This window comes from Qipengyuania sp. RANM35, from assembly GCF_041021145.2.
Classification (GTDB): Bacteria; Pseudomonadota; Alphaproteobacteria; order Sphingomonadales; family Sphingomonadaceae; genus Qipengyuania; species Qipengyuania soli.
Genome location: NZ_CM196433.1, coordinates 1,696,614 through 1,713,300 on the forward strand (window position 1 = coordinate 1,696,614; position 16,687 = coordinate 1,713,300).

General features: G+C 64.3%; 18 protein-coding genes. 11 read left to right on the plus strand and 7 right to left on the minus strand.

Annotated features, from left to right (window positions below; genetic code table 11):
• Positions 1-43 precede the first annotated feature (43 nt).
• Complete coding sequence (locus RAM60_RS08525; protein ID WP_369027129.1) at positions 44-2,164, plus strand: prolyl oligopeptidase family serine peptidase; 2,121 nt, start codon at positions 44-46, stop codon at positions 2,162-2,164.
• A gap of 262 nt (positions 2,165-2,426) precedes the next feature.
• Positions 2,427-3,716: an ArnT family glycosyltransferase gene (locus tag RAM60_RS08530; RefSeq protein WP_369027128.1), complete on the plus strand. Its 1,290-nt coding sequence runs from the start codon at positions 2,427-2,429 to the stop codon at positions 3,714-3,716.
• Here RAM60_RS08530 and RAM60_RS08535 read toward each other — a convergent pair.
• From RAM60_RS08535 to glmU, 3 genes are read right to left on the minus strand one after another with little or no spacing between them, the layout of a single operon-like run.
• The gene (locus RAM60_RS08535) at positions 3,713-3,982 is read right to left on the minus strand and encodes an HNH endonuclease (RefSeq protein ID WP_369027127.1); all 270 of its coding nucleotides are present in this window, start codon (positions 3,980-3,982) and stop codon (positions 3,713-3,715) included. The genes RAM60_RS08530 and RAM60_RS08535 overlap by 4 nt on opposite strands.
• 4 nt (positions 3,983-3,986) lie before the next feature.
• Positions 3,987-4,415 (minus strand): hypothetical protein, encoded by a 429-nt coding sequence (locus RAM60_RS08540; protein ID WP_369027126.1) that lies wholly within the window; start codon positions 4,413-4,415, stop codon positions 3,987-3,989.
• Positions 4,416-4,419: 4 nt separating this feature from the next.
• Positions 4,420-5,787 (minus strand): bifunctional UDP-N-acetylglucosamine diphosphorylase/glucosamine-1-phosphate N-acetyltransferase GlmU, encoded by a 1,368-nt coding sequence (glmU, locus tag RAM60_RS08545; RefSeq protein WP_369027357.1) that lies wholly within the window; start codon positions 5,785-5,787, stop codon positions 4,420-4,422.
• Positions 5,788-5,848: 61 nt separating this feature from the next.
• On the opposite strand from glmU, the gene RAM60_RS08550 reads away from it, so the two are divergent.
• From RAM60_RS08550 to RAM60_RS08570, 5 genes are all read left to right on the plus strand, one after another.
• A complete protein-coding gene (locus RAM60_RS08550; RefSeq protein ID WP_369027125.1) occupies positions 5,849-6,517 on the plus strand; it encodes an HAD-IA family hydrolase in 669 nt (222 codons plus the stop codon).
• A 130-nt stretch (positions 6,518-6,647) separates the two neighbouring features.
• Entirely contained in the window at positions 6,648-7,580 is a 933-nt protein-coding gene (locus tag RAM60_RS08555) for an SDR family NAD(P)-dependent oxidoreductase (protein ID WP_369027124.1), read from the plus strand.
• Positions 7,581-7,654: 74 nt separating this feature from the next.
• Positions 7,655-8,485, plus strand: coding sequence for a DUF4328 domain-containing protein (locus RAM60_RS08560; protein ID WP_369027123.1), 831 nt, complete (start codon positions 7,655-7,657; stop codon positions 8,483-8,485).
• A 73-nt stretch (positions 8,486-8,558) separates the two neighbouring features.
• Positions 8,559-9,701, plus strand: coding sequence for a hypothetical protein (locus tag RAM60_RS08565; protein ID WP_369027122.1), 1,143 nt, complete (start codon positions 8,559-8,561; stop codon positions 9,699-9,701).
• A 67-nt stretch (positions 9,702-9,768) separates the two neighbouring features.
• The gene (locus tag RAM60_RS08570) at positions 9,769-10,173 is read left to right on the plus strand and encodes a hypothetical protein (RefSeq protein WP_369027121.1); all 405 of its coding nucleotides are present in this window, start codon (positions 9,769-9,771) and stop codon (positions 10,171-10,173) included.
• Here RAM60_RS08570 and RAM60_RS08575 read toward each other — a convergent pair.
• The 4 genes from RAM60_RS08575 to RAM60_RS08590 are packed head-to-tail and all read right to left on the minus strand — an operon-like array spanning position 10,170 to position 13,151.
• Positions 10,170-10,520 (minus strand): DUF2794 domain-containing protein, encoded by a 351-nt coding sequence (locus RAM60_RS08575; RefSeq protein WP_200980970.1) that lies wholly within the window; start codon positions 10,518-10,520, stop codon positions 10,170-10,172. The two genes, RAM60_RS08570 and RAM60_RS08575, sit on opposite strands and share 4 nt — an antisense overlap.
• Positions 10,520-11,221, minus strand: a complete 702-nt coding sequence (gene epsC / locus RAM60_RS08580) for a serine O-acetyltransferase EpsC (protein ID WP_200980971.1) — start codon at positions 11,219-11,221, stop codon at positions 10,520-10,522. Before epsC ends, RAM60_RS08575 begins: the two co-directional genes overlap by 1 nt.
• A gap of 27 nt (positions 11,222-11,248) precedes the next feature.
• Positions 11,249-11,860 (minus strand): P-loop NTPase family protein, encoded by a 612-nt coding sequence (locus tag RAM60_RS08585; RefSeq protein WP_369027120.1) that lies wholly within the window; start codon positions 11,858-11,860, stop codon positions 11,249-11,251.
• Between the two features lie 10 nt (positions 11,861-11,870).
• Entirely contained in the window at positions 11,871-13,151 is a 1,281-nt protein-coding gene (locus RAM60_RS08590) for a heavy-metal-associated domain-containing protein (protein WP_369027119.1), read from the minus strand.
• 69 nt (positions 13,152-13,220) lie between these two features.
• Between RAM60_RS08590 and purM the strand changes: the two genes are divergently transcribed.
• The 4 genes from purM to RAM60_RS08610 are packed head-to-tail and all read left to right on the plus strand — an operon-like array spanning position 13,221 to position 16,685.
• Entirely contained in the window at positions 13,221-14,330 is a 1,110-nt protein-coding gene (gene purM, locus RAM60_RS08595; RefSeq protein WP_369027118.1) for a phosphoribosylformylglycinamidine cyclo-ligase, read from the plus strand.
• A complete protein-coding gene (gene purN, locus RAM60_RS08600; RefSeq protein ID WP_369027117.1) occupies positions 14,323-15,288 on the plus strand; it encodes a phosphoribosylglycinamide formyltransferase in 966 nt (321 codons plus the stop codon). Before purM ends, purN begins: the two co-directional genes overlap by 8 nt.
• Before the next feature lie 9 nt (positions 15,289-15,297).
• Positions 15,298-15,498, plus strand: a complete 201-nt coding sequence (locus RAM60_RS08605) for a hypothetical protein (RefSeq protein WP_369027116.1) — start codon at positions 15,298-15,300, stop codon at positions 15,496-15,498.
• Entirely contained in the window at positions 15,495-16,685 is a 1,191-nt protein-coding gene (locus RAM60_RS08610; RefSeq protein ID WP_369027115.1) for a sulfotransferase family protein, read from the plus strand. Before RAM60_RS08605 ends, RAM60_RS08610 begins: the two co-directional genes overlap by 4 nt.
• Positions 16,686-16,687: the final 2 nt, after the last annotated feature.

The window sequence follows — 16,687 nt, forward strand, 5'->3', positions numbered from 1 at the left end:
CTAGGCCAATCGCCATTGCATTGAATGCATTGGGAGACTGCACTTGAAACTCGTATCCATGCTCGCCATGGCCGCCGCCATGACGCTGGCGACTTCTACCCCCGCGAACGCTCAGGACGACGGCATTCCCGGTCCCGAGCAGGACCCCTTCATCTGGCTGGAAGAAGCGCGCAGCGACAAGGCGATGGAATGGGTCAAGGCCGAGAACGAGCGCACGCTCGGCATGCTGACCAAGGACCCGCGCTTCGCCCAGCTGAAGGCCGAAGCCCTGGCAATTTTCGATAGCCAGGACCGCATTCCCTTCGTCAGCTTCCGCCCCGACGGGCTCTACAATTTCTGGCAGGACAAGCAGAACCCGAAGGGGCTGCTGCGTCGCACCACGATCGAAAGCTACAGCACCGAACATCCCGAATGGGAAACCGTGCTCGACATCGATGCGCTGGCCGCTGCGGAGGGCAAGGAGTGGGTCTACAAGGGCTCGAGCTGCCTGCCGCCCGACATGAACCTGTGCATGATCGCGCTGTCGGATGGCGGCGAGGACGCGACGATCCTGCGCGAATTCGACACGGCGACCAAGACCTGGGTCGAGGACGGGTTCACGCTCGCGAACAAGAGCCAGGGTGGCGTTTCATGGCTCGACAAGGACACTTTGCTGGTCGGCCGCGACTTCGGCGAAGGGACGCTGACCGAGAGCGAATATCCCTTCACCACCCGCCTGTGGAAGCGCGGCACCGACATCGTCAACGCCGAGGAAATCTACCGCGGCGAGCCGACCGACGTTTCGGCCGGGGTCTACCTCCTGCGTGACAGCGAGGACGTGATCCACGGCCGCATCGCCTATCGCGGCGTGAGCTTCCATGACCGCGAATACTACGTCGAGAAGGACGGCAAGTGGCTGAAGCTCGACATCCCGTCCAAGGCCAGCCCCTACGGCATCGTCGATGGCCATGTGCTTTACTCGACCGATGTCGACTGGACCGTCGATGGCCAGACCTTCCCTGCCGACAGCATCGTCGCGATGGACCTCAACGCTTGGAAATCCGATCCGAACGGCGCGGCCAAGACGCTCGTCTGGGCACCGGGTGATCGCCAGACCAAGAGCGGCGGGGCCAATACCGCGAGCTCGCTCTACATCGGCCTGCTCGACAATGTCGTGGGCAAGGTCCTCAAGATCGATTTCGAGGACGGCAAGTGGGTCCAGCAGCAGGTTGCCCTGCCCGACAATGCCACCGTGGGCATAGCGGCGAGCTCCGACAAGACCGAGCAGATCATGTACACAGTCTCGGGCTTCCTACAGCCGACGACGCTCTACTACACCGATGGCTCCACGGCCCCGGCGGTGCTCAAGACCTCGCCCTCCTATTTCGATCCCGAAGGCATGAGCGTCGAGCAGTTCGAGGCGACCAGCAAGGACGGCACCAAGATCCCCTATTTTCTCGTCAAACCGGCGGGGATGAAGATGGACGGGACCACGCCAACGCTGATGTACGGCTATGGCGGCTATCAGATCTCGATGCTGCCGAGCTATCTCGGCGCCACCGGCAAGCTGTGGCTCGAGAATGGCGGAGCCTATGTGCTCACCAATCTGCGCGGCGGCGGCGAGTTCGGGCCGAAGTGGCACCAAAGCGCGATGCGCGAGAACAAGCAGCGCACCTGGGACGATTTCCAGGCTGTGGGCGACGACCTTGTCGCGCGCAAGATCACCAGTCCGGAACATCTCGGGATACAGGGTGGCTCGCAAGGCGGGCTGCTGGTCGGCACGGCGCTGACCCAGCGCCCCGACCTGTTCAACGCCGCGATCGTGCAGATCCCGCTGTTCGACATGCTGCGCTTCCACCTGATCGGGCGCGGGGCATCATGGACCGGAGAATATGGCGACCCGCGCAATCCTGAAGAGCGCGCGTGGATCGAGCCTTATTCGCCTTACCAGCACATTGTCGAAGGCGTGGACTACCCCACCCCGTTCCTGTGGGCCTCGACCGCGGACGACCGCACGCATCCGGCGCACGCGCGCAAGGGTGCGGCGAAACTCAAGGCGCTCGGCCAGCCCTATTACTATTACGAGGAAACCACCGGCGGCCACTCGGGCGGCGTGGACAACGAACAGCGCGCGCAATTGCAGGCGCTCCAGTTCGTCTACCTGTTCCAGCAGCTAGCGGATTGAGGCGAGAACCCGGGCCGGGATGTAGGCAGCATCCCGGCTCTCACTTCGGTAACGAATTCAGTCGCGTGTGCGACTATCCTCGGCTAGCCCTCACATCATGAAGTGGGAAGCTTTCGGCTCAGCGCGCAGCTCCGCGGTATGGTCATTCCTTGCGCTCGCCATCTTCGTACTTGCGCTCCGGGCGATGTGGTTCGGTGATCCGGTCGCGGACTATGACGAACAGGTCTACTCCCACATCGGGCGAGGCCTGCTCGAGGGGCATTTGCCCTACGTCGAAACATGGGACCGCAAACCTTTCGGTCTGTTCGCGCTCTATGCCCTAGCCCATTTCCTCGGCGGGCCGGGTCCGTTGGCCTATCAGCTTCTTGCAAGCGGCTTGGTTCTGCTTGGCGCATGGCAAATCCGTAAACTCATACTGCCGATCACGGGCCAGGTGGGCGGGATCATGCTCGCCCTGCTGTACCCGGTGGGTATGTCCGTGTGGGGCAACCATTCCGGGCAGAGCGAGGCTATCTTCATGCCTTTCCTGCTTGGCGCCTTCATCATTGTCCTTGGCGAAAGGGATCGCGCGCGACCGGCTCGCCTGGCATTGGCAATGTTGCTCTGCGGACTGGCGCTCCAGATCAAGTATACCGTGCTTCCCGCCTGCCTATTCCTTGGTCTGCAGTCCCTGTGGTATCTGCGTCTCAACGGGGCAGGCCCGATACGCCTCCTTCGGCTTGCCGTGGTGTTCGTCGCGATCGGCCTCCTTCCGACGCTTCTCGTCGGACTCGCATATGCAGCGACCGGCGCGTTTCAGACATTCTGGTTCGCCAATTTTGTTTCAATTTTCGAGCGCGACGGTCTTAGCCGATGGTACGGCATGATCGAGCGAGCGACGCTCATCTTACTTGCGCCAGCCGCGTGTGGCCTGATCACTGCAAGCCAGCAAAAGGACATACTGAGAAATCCGCGCTATCTCGCTCTTCTCGGTTTTGGGAGTTCCCTCATGATAGGGGTTTTCCTGCCAGCGATGGTGTTGCGCTACTACCTCGCAATGGCTGTGGCGGGGACGTTGCTAGTAGCTGCACCTTTGGTCTCTCAAGGATCACGGTGGCTAATTTTGCCCTACTCGCTAGTTTGGTGGCTGTGGATTTTCATGACGTTCCCGATCGAGAACTTCCAGATGACTCGCGAAAATCGCGGCTCGTTCGTCGATCTTGTTTCGGTGATCGCGCCCCAAGTCGACCAAGAGCGCCAGTGCCTTTGGATCCATGACGGCCCCGTAGCTTTATATCGCGCGTCGGGCAGCTGCGTACCGACCCGTTGGGCATATCCCGACCACCTCAACAACTGGCGCGAACACAATGCGCTGGAGGTCGAGCAGGTGGCGGAAGTCCAGCGCATCCTCGCTACGCGCCCACCGGTTATCGTGACTGCCGATTTCCCGGTGACGGAGCCCAACGAGCAAGTCGCCCGGCTGGTGGAGGATGAATTAGCAGCGCACTATCGCAGGCTCGCCACGCGCCGAATCCTCCAGCGCGATATTACCGTCTGGCAGAGGCCCGACTAGCGCGTCGGTGCGTGGAAATCGGGCGGCTTGTCGACCACCCAACGGACGAATTTCGCGATTGCATCATTGGCCAGCATGGCCTCGCGGTCCTCGCCGATGCGGGCGAGTTCGGCATTGGTGAAGTTCGCGTGGATCGCCTTGTGGCAGATGGGATGGACCGGAACGGTAAAGCGCCCCTTCTTCGCCTTGGGCACTGGATGATGATACTGCACGAGGCTTCCGATGGGACGCTCGCACAGCCAGCAGGTGGTGCGGCCCTCGCTCAAGCCTTCACCGAACCAGCCCGAGTATTGCTGAGCCCAGCAGTCCAACCAGGACCAAGGCTCCCCATCGGTGCTGGCTGTTGTCGACCCGCTCGAATGCCTCCCATTCGCCTGCTTCCGCATAATTGAGCCGGACCTTCACCAACCTGATGCACCAGATATTGGCAAGGATGGCGAGGGCCGCGAAAACCAGCTTGGCTTGGAGCAGCACATCAACCGCTTGGGCAGCAAAGATCGGACGGACAATCAGCAGTCCGGTGACTGCCACCGAGGCCAGCAAGGGCCCTTCGATAAACAGGTCAACTTTCCAGTGCAGCCGGGCGAGGATCAGCTCCTTGTCCCGCCCCTGACCCAAGAGTGCCCGCTCGAACAGAGCCTCGACCAGAACACATCCGACCCAGGCACCAGCAAGAAGGGCGTGGAGTGGCATCTCCATCGCGCTACGCCTTCTTCTCCGCCGCCTTCTTCTTTTTCATCGTGTCGTGGAAGCGGTCGGCCCAGCCCGGCTTTACCGCCTGTTCGGCGCGGACCATACGCAGGTCGCCCGGGGCGACGTCGCGGCTGACCGCACTGCCGGCTGCGACGATGGCGTCGGCACCGATGGTGACGGGGGCGATAAGGGCGCTGTTGGAACCGATGAAGGCGCGTTCGCCGATCACGGTCTTGTACTTGAAATAGCCGTCGTAATTGCAGGTGATCGTGCCCGCGCCGATGTTGGCGCCCGCACCGATTTCCGCATCGCCGAGGTAAGTGAGGTGATTGGCCTTGGCGCCTTCGCCCAGCACGGCCTTCTTCATCTCGACGAAATTGCCGACCTTGCTGCCCTTCTCCAGCACTGCTCCCGGGCGCAGGCGGGCATAGGGGCCGACTTCGCATCCCTCGCCCACGCTCGCCCCTTCGAGATGGCTGAAGGCGCGGATTGTCGCCCCGCTGGCGATTGTCACGCCGGGACCGAAGACGACATTGGGTTCGATGATGACGTCGGCGGCGATCTCGGTGTCGTAGCTGAAGAAGACCGTCTCCGGCGCGCGCAGGGTGACCCCCGCTTCCATCGCTTCCTCACGCCGCAATTGCTGCCACTGCGCTTCGGCAGCGGCGAGTTCGCCGCGGGAGTTGATTCCGGCAACCTCGTCGGGCGTTTCCGTCGTCACCGCGGCGCAGGTGCGCCCGTCGGCGATGGCGATGTTGACGATGTCGGGCAGGTAGTACTCGCCCGCCGCATTGTCGTTGCCGACGCGGTCGAGCAGGGCCCACAGATCCGCCGCGCGGGCGGCAAGGAGGCCGGAGTTGCACAGGCGGCACGCCCGCTCGGCCTCGTCGGCATCCTTGAACTCGACCATCTTCGAGATCCGGCCCGCATCATCGGCAATCACGCGGCCATAGGCGAGCGCGTCCTCGGGCTCGAAGGCGAGAACCACCGCGGCCGGGTTGTCATCGCCATGCAGGCGGTCGAGCATCGCCTGCATCGTCGCGGTCCGGACGAAGGGCACGTCGCCGTACATGACCAATACGTCTCCCGCGAAATCGCCCAGCTGCGCCTGCGCCTGCTGCACCGCGTGCCCGGTGCCCAGCTGCGGTTCCTGGAGGCAGGTCTTCGCCCGCACGCCCAGCGCGGTTTCGAGCTGTTCGCGCCCAGCCCCCACGACCACGACCTTGTGGCTCGGCGCGAGGCTGTCGACCGAGGCCATCAGGTGATCGATCATCGCTCGCCCGGCGATCCGGTGCAGCACCTTGTGCAGCCCGCTCTTCATGCGGGTGCCCTTACCTGCGGCGAGGATGACGGCGGCGAAGTCTCTGCTCTGGCTCATGGGAAGGGCCATGCCACCAAACCCTTGCGGTTTGAAGAACCATCCGCCACCCACACCGCTGATGAGCTCAATTCGCTTCGACATTGTCGGCTTCGACCTCGATGGCACGCTGCTGGAGACGCACCGCGATCTCGGCGCAGCGGTCAACCACGCGCTCGGCCTCGGCGGCTTCGCGCCGGTCCCGGCAGACCATGCCAGCGACCTCATCGGCGGCGGGGCCAAGATCATGCTGCAGAAGGCAGTCGACGAGCAGGGCGGCATGCCGGACGAGGAGTTCCGCAGGCTCTACAAGGAAATGCTCGCCTACTACGCGGAGCACAATGCGGTCCACACCAGGCCCTATCCGCATGCGGCGGACGCGCTCGCCGAACTGGGCCGTCGCGGGGTAGCGATGGCGGTGGTGACCAACAAGTTCGAAAGCTTTGCGCGCCAGATCCTGACCACGCTGGGCCTTGCCAACCATTTCGTTGCCATCATCGGCGGTGACACCATGGGCAAGGGCCGTGCCAAGCCCGCGCCTGACCCGATCTTCGAAGCGCAGAAGCGCGGCGGCGGGGGGAGCCTCGTCTTCGTCGGCGATTCCTCCTACGATGTCATGGCGGCCCGTGCGGCCGACGTGCCGGTGGTAGCGGCAGCCTATGGCTATTGCGACAAGCCGGGGCCAGAGCTCGGGGCGGACACGCATATCGATTCGCTCGCCGAGCTCATCCCGGCTCTCGAGCGGCTCTAGGCGTCTCGCCGGGGCGCCCTGCCCCTACGGCATGGCGATACGCCGCGCATACGGTTGCAAGGACCGGCGGAAAATGCCACTCCGCGCGCCGAATTGACCCTTACGTAAACGACAAAGCAGGAGCAGCCCCATGAGCATCGACTTCAAGGACAAGGTAGCCATCGTCACCGGTGCCGGCGGGGGCCTGGGCCGCGAATACGCGCTTGAACTCGCCCGCCGCGGCGCGAAGGTCGTGGTCAACGACCTCGGCGGCGCACGCGACGGTACCGGCCATTCGGACATGGCGCTCAAGGTCGTCGAGGAAATCGAGGCCATGGGCGGCGAAGCCGTGTCGAACGGCGGCTCGGTTACCGAGTTCGAGCAGATGGAAAAGATGGTCGCTGACGCCAAGCAGAAGTGGGGCGGCGTGCACATCCTCATTAACAACGCGGGCGTCCTGCGCGACAAGACCTTCGCCAAGATGACCCCGGACGATTTCGAATTCGTGGTCAAGGTGCACCTGACCGGTTCGGCCATGGTCACCAAGGCGTGCTGGGAAACCTTCCGCGAGCAGGCCTATGGCCGCATCCTGATGACTGCTTCGTCGACCGGCCTGTTCGGCAACTTCGGACAGGCGAACTACGGTGCCGCCAAGCTCGGCCTCGCAGGCCTCACCAAGACGCTCCAGCTCGAAGGCGCGAAGTACAACATCAAGGTCAACACGCTCTCGCCGGTCGCCGGCACGCGCATGACCGAAGACCTGTTCCCCGAACAGGCGTTCAAGCTGTTCGACCCGGTCAACGTGGTCCCGGCCGCGCTCTTCCTCGTCAGCGAGGATGCGCCGACCAATGCCATCGTCGGCGCGGGCGCCGGTGGCTATCACTCGGCCTGGACCGTGATGAACGACGCCGTCTGGCTGCCCGAGGCCGAGCGTACGGTCGAAGGTTTCGCCGCGCACTGGGACAAGATCAGCGAGTTCTCGAACCTCAAGGCGCCGATGTCGGGCAGCGAGCAGTCGGGCGCGATCCTGACCGCCATGCAGAAGGTCCTCGGCGACGGCGTGCCGACCAGCACGCGGGGGTAAACCCGACCCGAACCGATTGAAGAAAGCCCCGCGCCATTGCATGATGGTGCGGGGTTTTTCTTTGGGGGTCGTCCATGAATAACGCGTCGAACCTGCGCACCTTGCGCGGTGCGTCCATTGCCATCACCATTTTTGCCGTCGTGCTGATCCTGGCAGGCGCGGTCCAGATCGGGCTTGGCGGAATGGCGGTGAAGCAGGAATACGACCGCATTGCCAAGGTCGAGCAGCAAGCACGCGAGGCTTCGGCCTTCTATGGGTATTACCGCCAGCGAAACGATCCCTATGCCGAATACAACAAGAGCAGCAGCGCCTTTATTGGCGAAGGCCGCTTCCTCACGGTCCCGCAGGACCCCGAAAGGACGTCCGCTGCGGGAATAGCCTTCGTCGTCATGGGCCTTGCTGCCCTTGCCTTCCTGATTGCAGCAATGTTCTGGGTGTGGCGGGCCCACGCCAACATTGCGCAAGCCGGCATTCGTTCGAAATATGGTCCCGGCAAGGCCGTCGCCGCCTATCTCATCCCGCTGGTAAACCTGATCCTGCCGTTCGAGGCGATGCGCGAATTGTACAACCGCAGCCATGGCGAGCCGGAAGATTTCGCCCACTCGACGGTGGAAGATGTGACTGCCTGGTGGACAGCCGTCATCGTCGGTCTGCTCGTTTTCAGTGCGCTGTTGGTCAAGTTCACGCTCGACCTGGGGACGAACATGATCATCATGACCCCTTTGTGGATGGAGTTCGCACTGCTGAGCTTCGCTATCCTGCTGCTGCTTGGCTCGGCCTTCCTCTTCGCCCGCCTGACCGCCAAGATCACTGCGGCGCAGGTGGAATACCTGCCGACCGTCGAGCCGGAGCAATTGACTGAGCCTGTACCGAGCCGCCCGAGGGTGAACATCGTCAGGGGCTGACCGGCGAGCCGTATTGACTAAGTAATACACCTCGCGTAAGCCTGCCCGATCAACAACAGGGGAGGATAGGCTGATGTACAGCCAGGAAGACCTCAATTCCGCGGTTTCCGCCGGTGCAATCAGCGCCGAGGCAGCCGATGCTCTGCGTGCCCATGTCGCCGCGCAGCGCGATGCCGTCCCGGCAGATGCCGAACATTTCCGCCTGATCACCGGCTTCAACGACGTTTTCGTCTCCATCGGCGTGGTCATCATGCTGCTGGCGATGGGCGCGATCGGACAGGCTATCGGCGGTGCCATTTATCCGAAGCCGGTCTTTTCCGGGGCGGAATGGGATGCCGAATGGTGGAAACAGACCGGCCCGCAGCGCCAGATGGCCGAAGGCATCGCCATGTGCCTTGCCGCCGCACTGGTGGCTGGCACGTCCTGGATGCTCGCCGAATTCTTTACGTTGAAGCGCCGCATGGCCTTGCCAAGCATCATCCTGCTGCTCGCCTTCGTGGGCGGCGTCATGGTGGCACAGGCGGGGCTCATCACCGGACTGGTGGCCACCGGGGATTCCACCAAGGAAACGCTGGGCGTCATCCTCCTCGCAGCAGCGGCGCTCGTCACTGCAGGCGCCGCATGGGTCCATTGGCGCCGCTTCATGGTTCCGATCACCATCGCCGCCGGAACGGCAGCGCTGGCCGGTACGGCGATACTGCTCATCGTGGCTGCAATCGGGCCCAAGAACAGCAACCTCGACACCATCGTCCTCAGCCTGACCTTCATTGCGGGCCTGGTGATCTTTGCCTTCGCCATGCGCTGGGACATGAGCGATACGCAGCGGTCGACCCGGCGCAGCGACGTAGCCTTCTGGCTCCACCTCCTCGCTGCCCCGATGATCGCCCACCCGGTCTTCGCCCTCATCGGCGTGACCGAGGGCGACAATATCGGCGTCGGCGCGGCTCTGGCCGTGATCGCGGTCTATGTCGCCTTCGCCTTCGTGGCCCTGGCTGTCGACCGGCGGGCCCTGCTCGTATCGGCCCTCGCCTACGTGCTGATCGCGCTCACCTTCCTGTTCCGCCAGTTCGGGGCAGTGGAGCTGAATTTCGCGCTCACGGCACTGGTCATCGGGTCGGCCCTGCTGACGCTGAGCGCGCTGTGGACACCGATCCGCCGTGCGGTCGTCACGGCATTGCCGGGCGACATGCGTGGCCGCCTTCCGGCCACGGCCTGATCGACAATTTGACGGGAGGAAGGGCTCGCGCTCAGGCGCGGGCCCTTTTCTCTTCCAGGAGAAATCGATGATGGACAATCTCGCCACGGGTTCGCCAGCCTGGCTTTCCCCGATCCTGCGCATCGTCATACTGGTGCCTGCCGGCCTGCTGGTCTTCTACCACCTGACGATGATCTACGACGTTCTCGCGGGTCGCGGCCTGAGCAGCGATAGCGGCTACAATGCCATCCACCTGGTGCTCCGCCTGGCAATCGCGACAAGCCTGACCTGTGTCGTGCTGGGGGTGCGCGGCGCAATCTGGACCATGTGGGCGAGCATCGCCGCGCTCATCGCCACGCAATATTACGCGCACTTCGGCTTCGTGCAGGCCGACTTCGTCGCCGGGCGACACCCGCTGTCCTATCTGAAGGGGTTCATCTTCCCCTCGATAATCACGACTGCGTTCTTCCTGCGCGAGCGACTTACAGGCTAGTCGTCGACGGCCTTCATCAGGCGTCGTTCTACAGGTGCGATAACGCCGGCCAGTTCGTGGCCGCGCTTGAGCACCTGCCCATGTTCTCCGAACAGCGTCCACATGCCCTGCTTGCCGCGCAGTGCGGGACGTTTCTCGATCCGCGCCTGCGGGCGTTCGGCGGTGCGGCGGAAAGCAGCAAAGCTGGCGGCGTCCTTCGCGAAGTCCATCGCGTAATCGCGCCACTGTCCGGCAGCGACCATGCGCCCATAGAGATCGAGGATGCGGGTCAGTTCCTCGCGAGTGAAGCCGATCTGCAGCGGTTGCCGACCGGGAAATGCGATGACGGTGTCACCGAGGTAGTTCATCAATCGTCAGTCCCGCTCCGCATCACAGGTTCACGCTCTGCCCTGAGTTCGGCAATCTCCGCGCGCAGGGCCTTGATCTCGCTTTCGAGCTTGTCGACGCAGTCGCGGCCCAGCTCCTTGGCACTTTCGCACGGATCGTCGCACGGCGTACCGTAGGGAAGGAATTCCTTCACCCATTCCTCTGCCGGCACGAGCGTGCTGCGGGCCTTGAGGCTGATCATGGTCGCTCCTTCGGGCACCTCGTCGAGGACGACCGCGTTGGCCCCGATGCGCGCGCGGCGGTGCACGGTAATGGGTCCGATGACCTGCGCGCCCGAACCGATGATGACATCGTCCTCGATCGTGGGGTGGCGCTTGCCGCCCTTGCCGTTGGTCGGGTTGGTGCCGCCCAGGGTGACGCACTGGTAGATCGTGACATTGTCGCCGATCTCGGCCGTCTCGCCAATCACGGAGAAGCCGTGGTCGATGAAGAAGTTCTTCCCGATCTTCGCACCCGGGTGGATGTCGATCGCCGTCAGCATGCGACTGAAATGGTTCACCAGGCGGGCGAGGAAGAACAGTTCCGCCTCGAACAGCCAGTGCGCGATGCGGTGATAGCCCAAGGCCCAGACGCCCGGATAAGTGAGGATTTCCCAGCGCGAACGGGGCGCCGGATCGCGTGCCTTGACGCTGTCGAGATAGGCGACAAGCCGTTCCAACATTGACCCTATTCTCCCACCAAGCGGCTGTTAAAGCAAGCGACCCTGCTCCGGGCCCTGCACCGCTTCGAGCGCGTCCCGCCAGATAGATAGGGTTGCGGGAGCCATGCGTTCAAGGCTGAGCCGGTCGATTTCGCCAACCACGCGTTCGATTGCCGCATAGCTGCGCTCCATCCGCGGGACGAGATAGGCAGGCGCGCCCTCGCCCAGGGCAAGGCCGCGCTGGGCAGCGAGGGCGAGCATGAGGTCGGCGGCCATCTCGTCATCGGGTGGCTGGATTTCGAGTTGCAGCGCTGCGCCCATGCGACTGGCGAGGTCGGGCAGGGTTATGTCCCACCGCTCACCGTTCACGACCAGCAACAGCGGCGTGCCGCTTTCCTGCGCGCGGTTCCAGCGGTGGAATATCTCGTCCTGCAGCAGCCCGTCGGCGCCGTCGATGGCATCGCCCAGTCCCGACTTCTCAAACCATCTCGCCATCAGCGATTTGCCCGAGCGCGATGGTCCCATGAGCACCGCGGTCCGATAGGGCCACGTCTCGGGTGCGGCGAGCGCATCGGCAACCGCCCGGTTGCCGGAACCGACGACGATGACGCCGGTCTCGCCAGAGCCGGACAGCGAAAGCGGGAGTGCGATCTGCGACATGCGCCGCGCCTCAGCGGCTGATGGCGAGCGCGGCGCTGCCCTGGCGGACGGTGAAGCCGCGCGCCCGCAGCGCGTCGGCCAGTTCGGAGATCGAGCCGGAGTAGCTGACCGTGACCACCGAGGTACCACCGATGGCGGTGCTGCGCACACCGGCGCTGCGAACACCCGAAGTACCGCGGATTGCCGAGATCGCGCCGTCGAACGCCGCTGCATCGGGCGTTGCAACCTGCACTGTATAGAGCGCCACCGATCCCTCGGGCGGGGGCGTGCGGATCGGCGCGGCAGTGATGGCATCGCCGCTTTCGCTGGTGGCCTGGTCGGACTGGCGCGGTTCAGCGGAGGCACGGTCCTGCGCAAGCAGGGCACGACCGAGTTCGACGAGGCGCTGGATAGCCGGATCGAGGTCGGGCGAGCCGAGGTTCAGTGTCGGATCGGGCTTGAGCTTCCCGTCGGCCAGTGCCAGTTCGTAGATCGTGTCGAAGCGGACGACGGCCTGACCGAGCATTTCGGGCAGCTTGTCTGGATTGGCTGCCTTGAGCTTGAAGGTCTCGAGGAACTCGTTGTCCGGACCCATGCGCGCGGTGAACGTGCCTTCGACGGGTCCGCCGGGATAGGTGTAGCGCAACTTGGCGATGGGCACGAGAACGTCTGCGGCTCCAAACTGGTCGAGTACCCCGCGCCACCAGATACGGCTGCGCCGCCCTGTCTGGCCGTAAGTCAGCAGCAGCGAATCCCCGCCTGCACCGGTCGGGCGGACATAATCGATGCGACTCGATCCGGCCTGGAACTCCGCCCAGGCGCGCTGCCAGGGGGTGCGCTGCTCGTACATGGTTGCCGTGCCCGACGAGATCGTCACCGGAAGCAGCAGCATCGGAGCGGAACGCACCGCCTCCCCCTCGCTGCCGAGGTAGCGGCTTGCGCGGGTGCGGTCGAAAATGACGCCGAGCGTGGCGATATAGCGATGGGGGCCAAGCCGCTCGCGCTCGATCACGATGGAAGAGACGAGACCGGAGACTTGCGAATCGGGGAGCTTGGGACCCTTGATCTTGGCCCATGCCAGCTGCGCCGCCTTCGCCCAGGCCTTTTCGCGCGCTTCCGAGCCGGTCTTTGCCGTCTCGTCCACCTCGATGCCCGAAACCTGGATGTCGCGCGACGCAGCAACGGGCGCAATGCCGCGCTCGCCGCCAACCTGCGCGACTACCGCAAGGGCAAGCGCGCAAAGCAAGGCGATCCCGAGAATGGCGAGAATCGGGCGGCGCAGGGCGGGCTGGAGGGAAATGGCGTGGTCCATCGGGGAAACAGCGGGCCTTTTGCCGAAAGGAAACTGGAAATCCAAGCGCGAATGCGTAAGGCGGAGCGCATGAGCGACGAACCCCGCAACAATACGCCCTCCTACACCTACGAGCAGGCGGGTGTCTCGATCGAGGCAGGCAATGCACTGGTCAAGGCGATCGGCCCGCTGGTCAAGGCGACCATGCGCCCCGGTGCGGATGGCGAGATCGGCGGTTTCGGCGGCTTTTTCGATCCGAAGGCTGCGGGCTACAAGGACCCGCTGCTGGTTGCGGGCAACGACGGCGTGGGCACCAAGCTCAAGCTCGCTATCGACACCGGTCGCCACGACACGGTCGGGATCGACCTCGTCGCCATGTGCGTCAACGACCTCATCGTGCAAGGCGCGGAGCCGCTGTTCTTCCTCGACTATTTCGCCACCGGCAAGCTCGAGAACGGCATTGCCGAACGGGTGATCGCGGGCATTGCCGAGGGCTGCAGGATGGCCGGATGCGCGCTTATCGGCGGCGAGACGGCAGAAATGCCGGGCATGTATGCTGCCGGCGATTACGACCTTGCCGGCTTCTGTGTCGGCGCAGTCGAACGCGGCGAGCAGCTGACGGGTGCGCGCGTGGCGCCGGGGCACATCCTTCTTGGTCTTGCGAGTTCGGGGGTCCACTCCAACGGTTATTCGCTGGTCCGCAGGCTGGCCGCGGACAAGGGCTGGAAGCTCGACCGCCCTGCCCTGTTCGACCAGGATCGCCTGCTAGTCGATGCGCTGATCGAGCCGACAAAAATTTACGTAAAGAGCTTGCTCCCGGTCGTTCGCGACGGGCTGGTCGATGCACTCGCCCACATTACTGGCGGTGGTCTGCTGGAGAATATCCCCCGCGTGCTGCCCCAGGGCGCGCATGCCGAGGTCGATGCCGACCAGTGGGACCAGCCGGGACTGATGGCCTTCCTGCAGGCGCAGGGAAATATCGAGCCGGCCGAGATGGCGCGGACCTTCAACTGCGGCGTGGGCATGGTGCTGGCGGTCGATCCGGCCAATGCGGAAGTGGTCCGCAGCCGGCTGGAGGACGCCGGCGAAACCGTCCTTGCGGTGGGCCGGATCGTCGAAGGTGCGAAGGGCTGCACAGTGCGCGGATCGGCCGGTACCTGGTCGGCGCGCGAGGACTGGTCGGCGACCCATAATGCCTGAGAAGGCGAAAATTGCCGTCTTCATTTCGGGCAAGGGCACCAATATGGCCGCCCTGCTCTACGCCAGTCGCCTGCCCGGCAGCCCGTATGAAATCGTCCTCGTCGCCTCCAACAATCCGGCGGCCGAAGGACTGGCGCTCGCCAGGTCGGAAGGCGTCGAAACCTTCGCTCTCGCCCATAGGGGCATGACCCGCGAAGACCATGATGCCGCGATGGAGGCAGCAGCCAAGAAGGCCGGGGCACAGGTCATCGCGCTCGCGGGCTACATGCGCATTCTCAGCCCCGGTTTCGTGCGGCGGTGGAGCGGTCGGATGCTCAACATCCACCCCTCGCTCCTGCCGAAATATCCGGGACTCGACACCCATGCGAGGGCGATTGCCGCAGGCGACAGCCATGCCGGGGCGACGGTCCACCTCGTCACCGAAGAACTCGATTCTGGCGAAACGCTGGGCCAGATCGCGGTCGCGATACATGCAAATGAGACGCCCGATTCACTCGCCGAGCGCGTGGGCATCGCCGAACACCAGCTTTACCCGCGCGTCCTGGCGGATTTCGTGTCGCGCGAAAGCGATCCGCAATGGCTGCTGCAACGCGTCACCGAACTTGCCCTCGCCCTGCCTGAAACACACGAGCGGACCAGCCATGGCTCGCCCGGTTTCCGTGTCGGGAGCGAGAAGACCGGAAAGTTCTTCGCCTATTTCGCCGACCAGCATCACGGGACGCCGCATATCTCGCTGCTGGTGAAGTGCGACAGCATGGACGAGCTCGAAGGCCTCGTCGAAGCGCAGCCCCATGCCTATCACAAGCCGGCCTACTACGGCGCGAGCGGGTGGATCGGGATCATCCTCAACCGGCAGGGCGTCGATTGGGACAATGTCGCCGACTGGCTGCAGCGAAGCTGGCGACAAGTCGCGCCTTCCCGCCTCACCAGGCTTCTCGACGCGGCCGATGCGTTCTAGAGTTGCCGGATGGGTCGCTCCTTCATCTTCTACACCGTCGTGGCCATCGGCCTTGTCATCATCGCCCTCAATGCCGACGATATCGAGGGCCGCCAGGGACAGGCCAGCCTTACCGAGACGCTTCTGGTGGTCGGCGGCGTGATGCTCGTCCTCTTCGGCATGCGTGCGGCATTAGCGAAGTTCAATGCGTCCAGGGACCGCCGCGAGTGAACGCACCGCCGCGCCCGCATCCCTTCGCCCGTTCGAAGGCTGCCGTGTGGGCAGGCCGCGCGGTCGAGGCGATCTGGGACCGCGGCCTTACCGAGAAGCCGCCGCTCGAGCCCGACTACCTCTGGTCGATCGGTGCCAAGGGATTCAATAAAAGTGATGAAGTCTCGCTCCGCAGCGATGCCGAGGTGGCCGATTTTCGCGAGCGACTGGAGCGACTCTGCCAGGCGTTGCGGGCAGAGGCGCAGCTCAATCCCCTCGGCCACACCATGGCATATGGCCAGCTGACTTCGGCCATCCGCAAGCGCCATGCGATGGGGCGCTTCTGGGCCGAGGCCCCCGAACTCGCCTCTGCGGAGATTGCCCCTCCGATCATAGTGGTTGGCCAGATGCGCGCCGGGACGACACGCGTCCACCGCCTGCTCGCCGCCGATCCGCGCAATTGCGGCACGCGTTTCTGCAACAGTCACGACCCCGTGCCCCGCACACCGGACCTGCGTCCGCTCAAAAGCACTCTGGGCCTTGCGATCGCGAGGAAGATCAATCCCTGGCTGGACATGCTCCACCCCTTCGGCGCGACGCGTGTAGACGAGGAGATCGGCTGGCTTTCCGGCGCGCTCGATGCGTGCGCGTTCGAGGCGCAGTGGCGCATCCCCTCCTATGTCGCCTTTAGCGAGGCACGGGACGCAGGCGCAGTCTATGCCGAGTTCGCCCGCATCCTGCGCACCGATGCTGCCATCATGGGTGATGGCGGGCGCCCCCGCGTCCTCAAGTGCCCGCAGTTTGCCGAGGACCTGCCAGCACTGCTTCATCGCTTTCCCGATGCGCGGGTGGTCGTGACCCGCCGTTGCGGCGATGCAGTCCTGCGCAGCTCGGTATCGATGGTCGCCAGCCAGATGGCATTCCAGACCGACCATGCCGATCTGGACGCGCTCGAGGCCGAATGGCGGCGCAAGCTGGCACTGCGCGAAGAACGGATGAGCGCAGCACTCGCAGGATTTGGCGGCCCGGTGGCTCACGTCGATTTCGACCAGTTGGGTGCCGACTGGCGCGCCGCCATGCGGCACCTCCACATGGACCTCGGCCTCGACCTGCCCGAAGCGTCGCTAGACGCAATGGCGCTGGAGCACGAAAGATCCGCGAGCGACCCGCATCATGCACATCGCTCGCAGATCGAGAGTTTCGCCTGAAG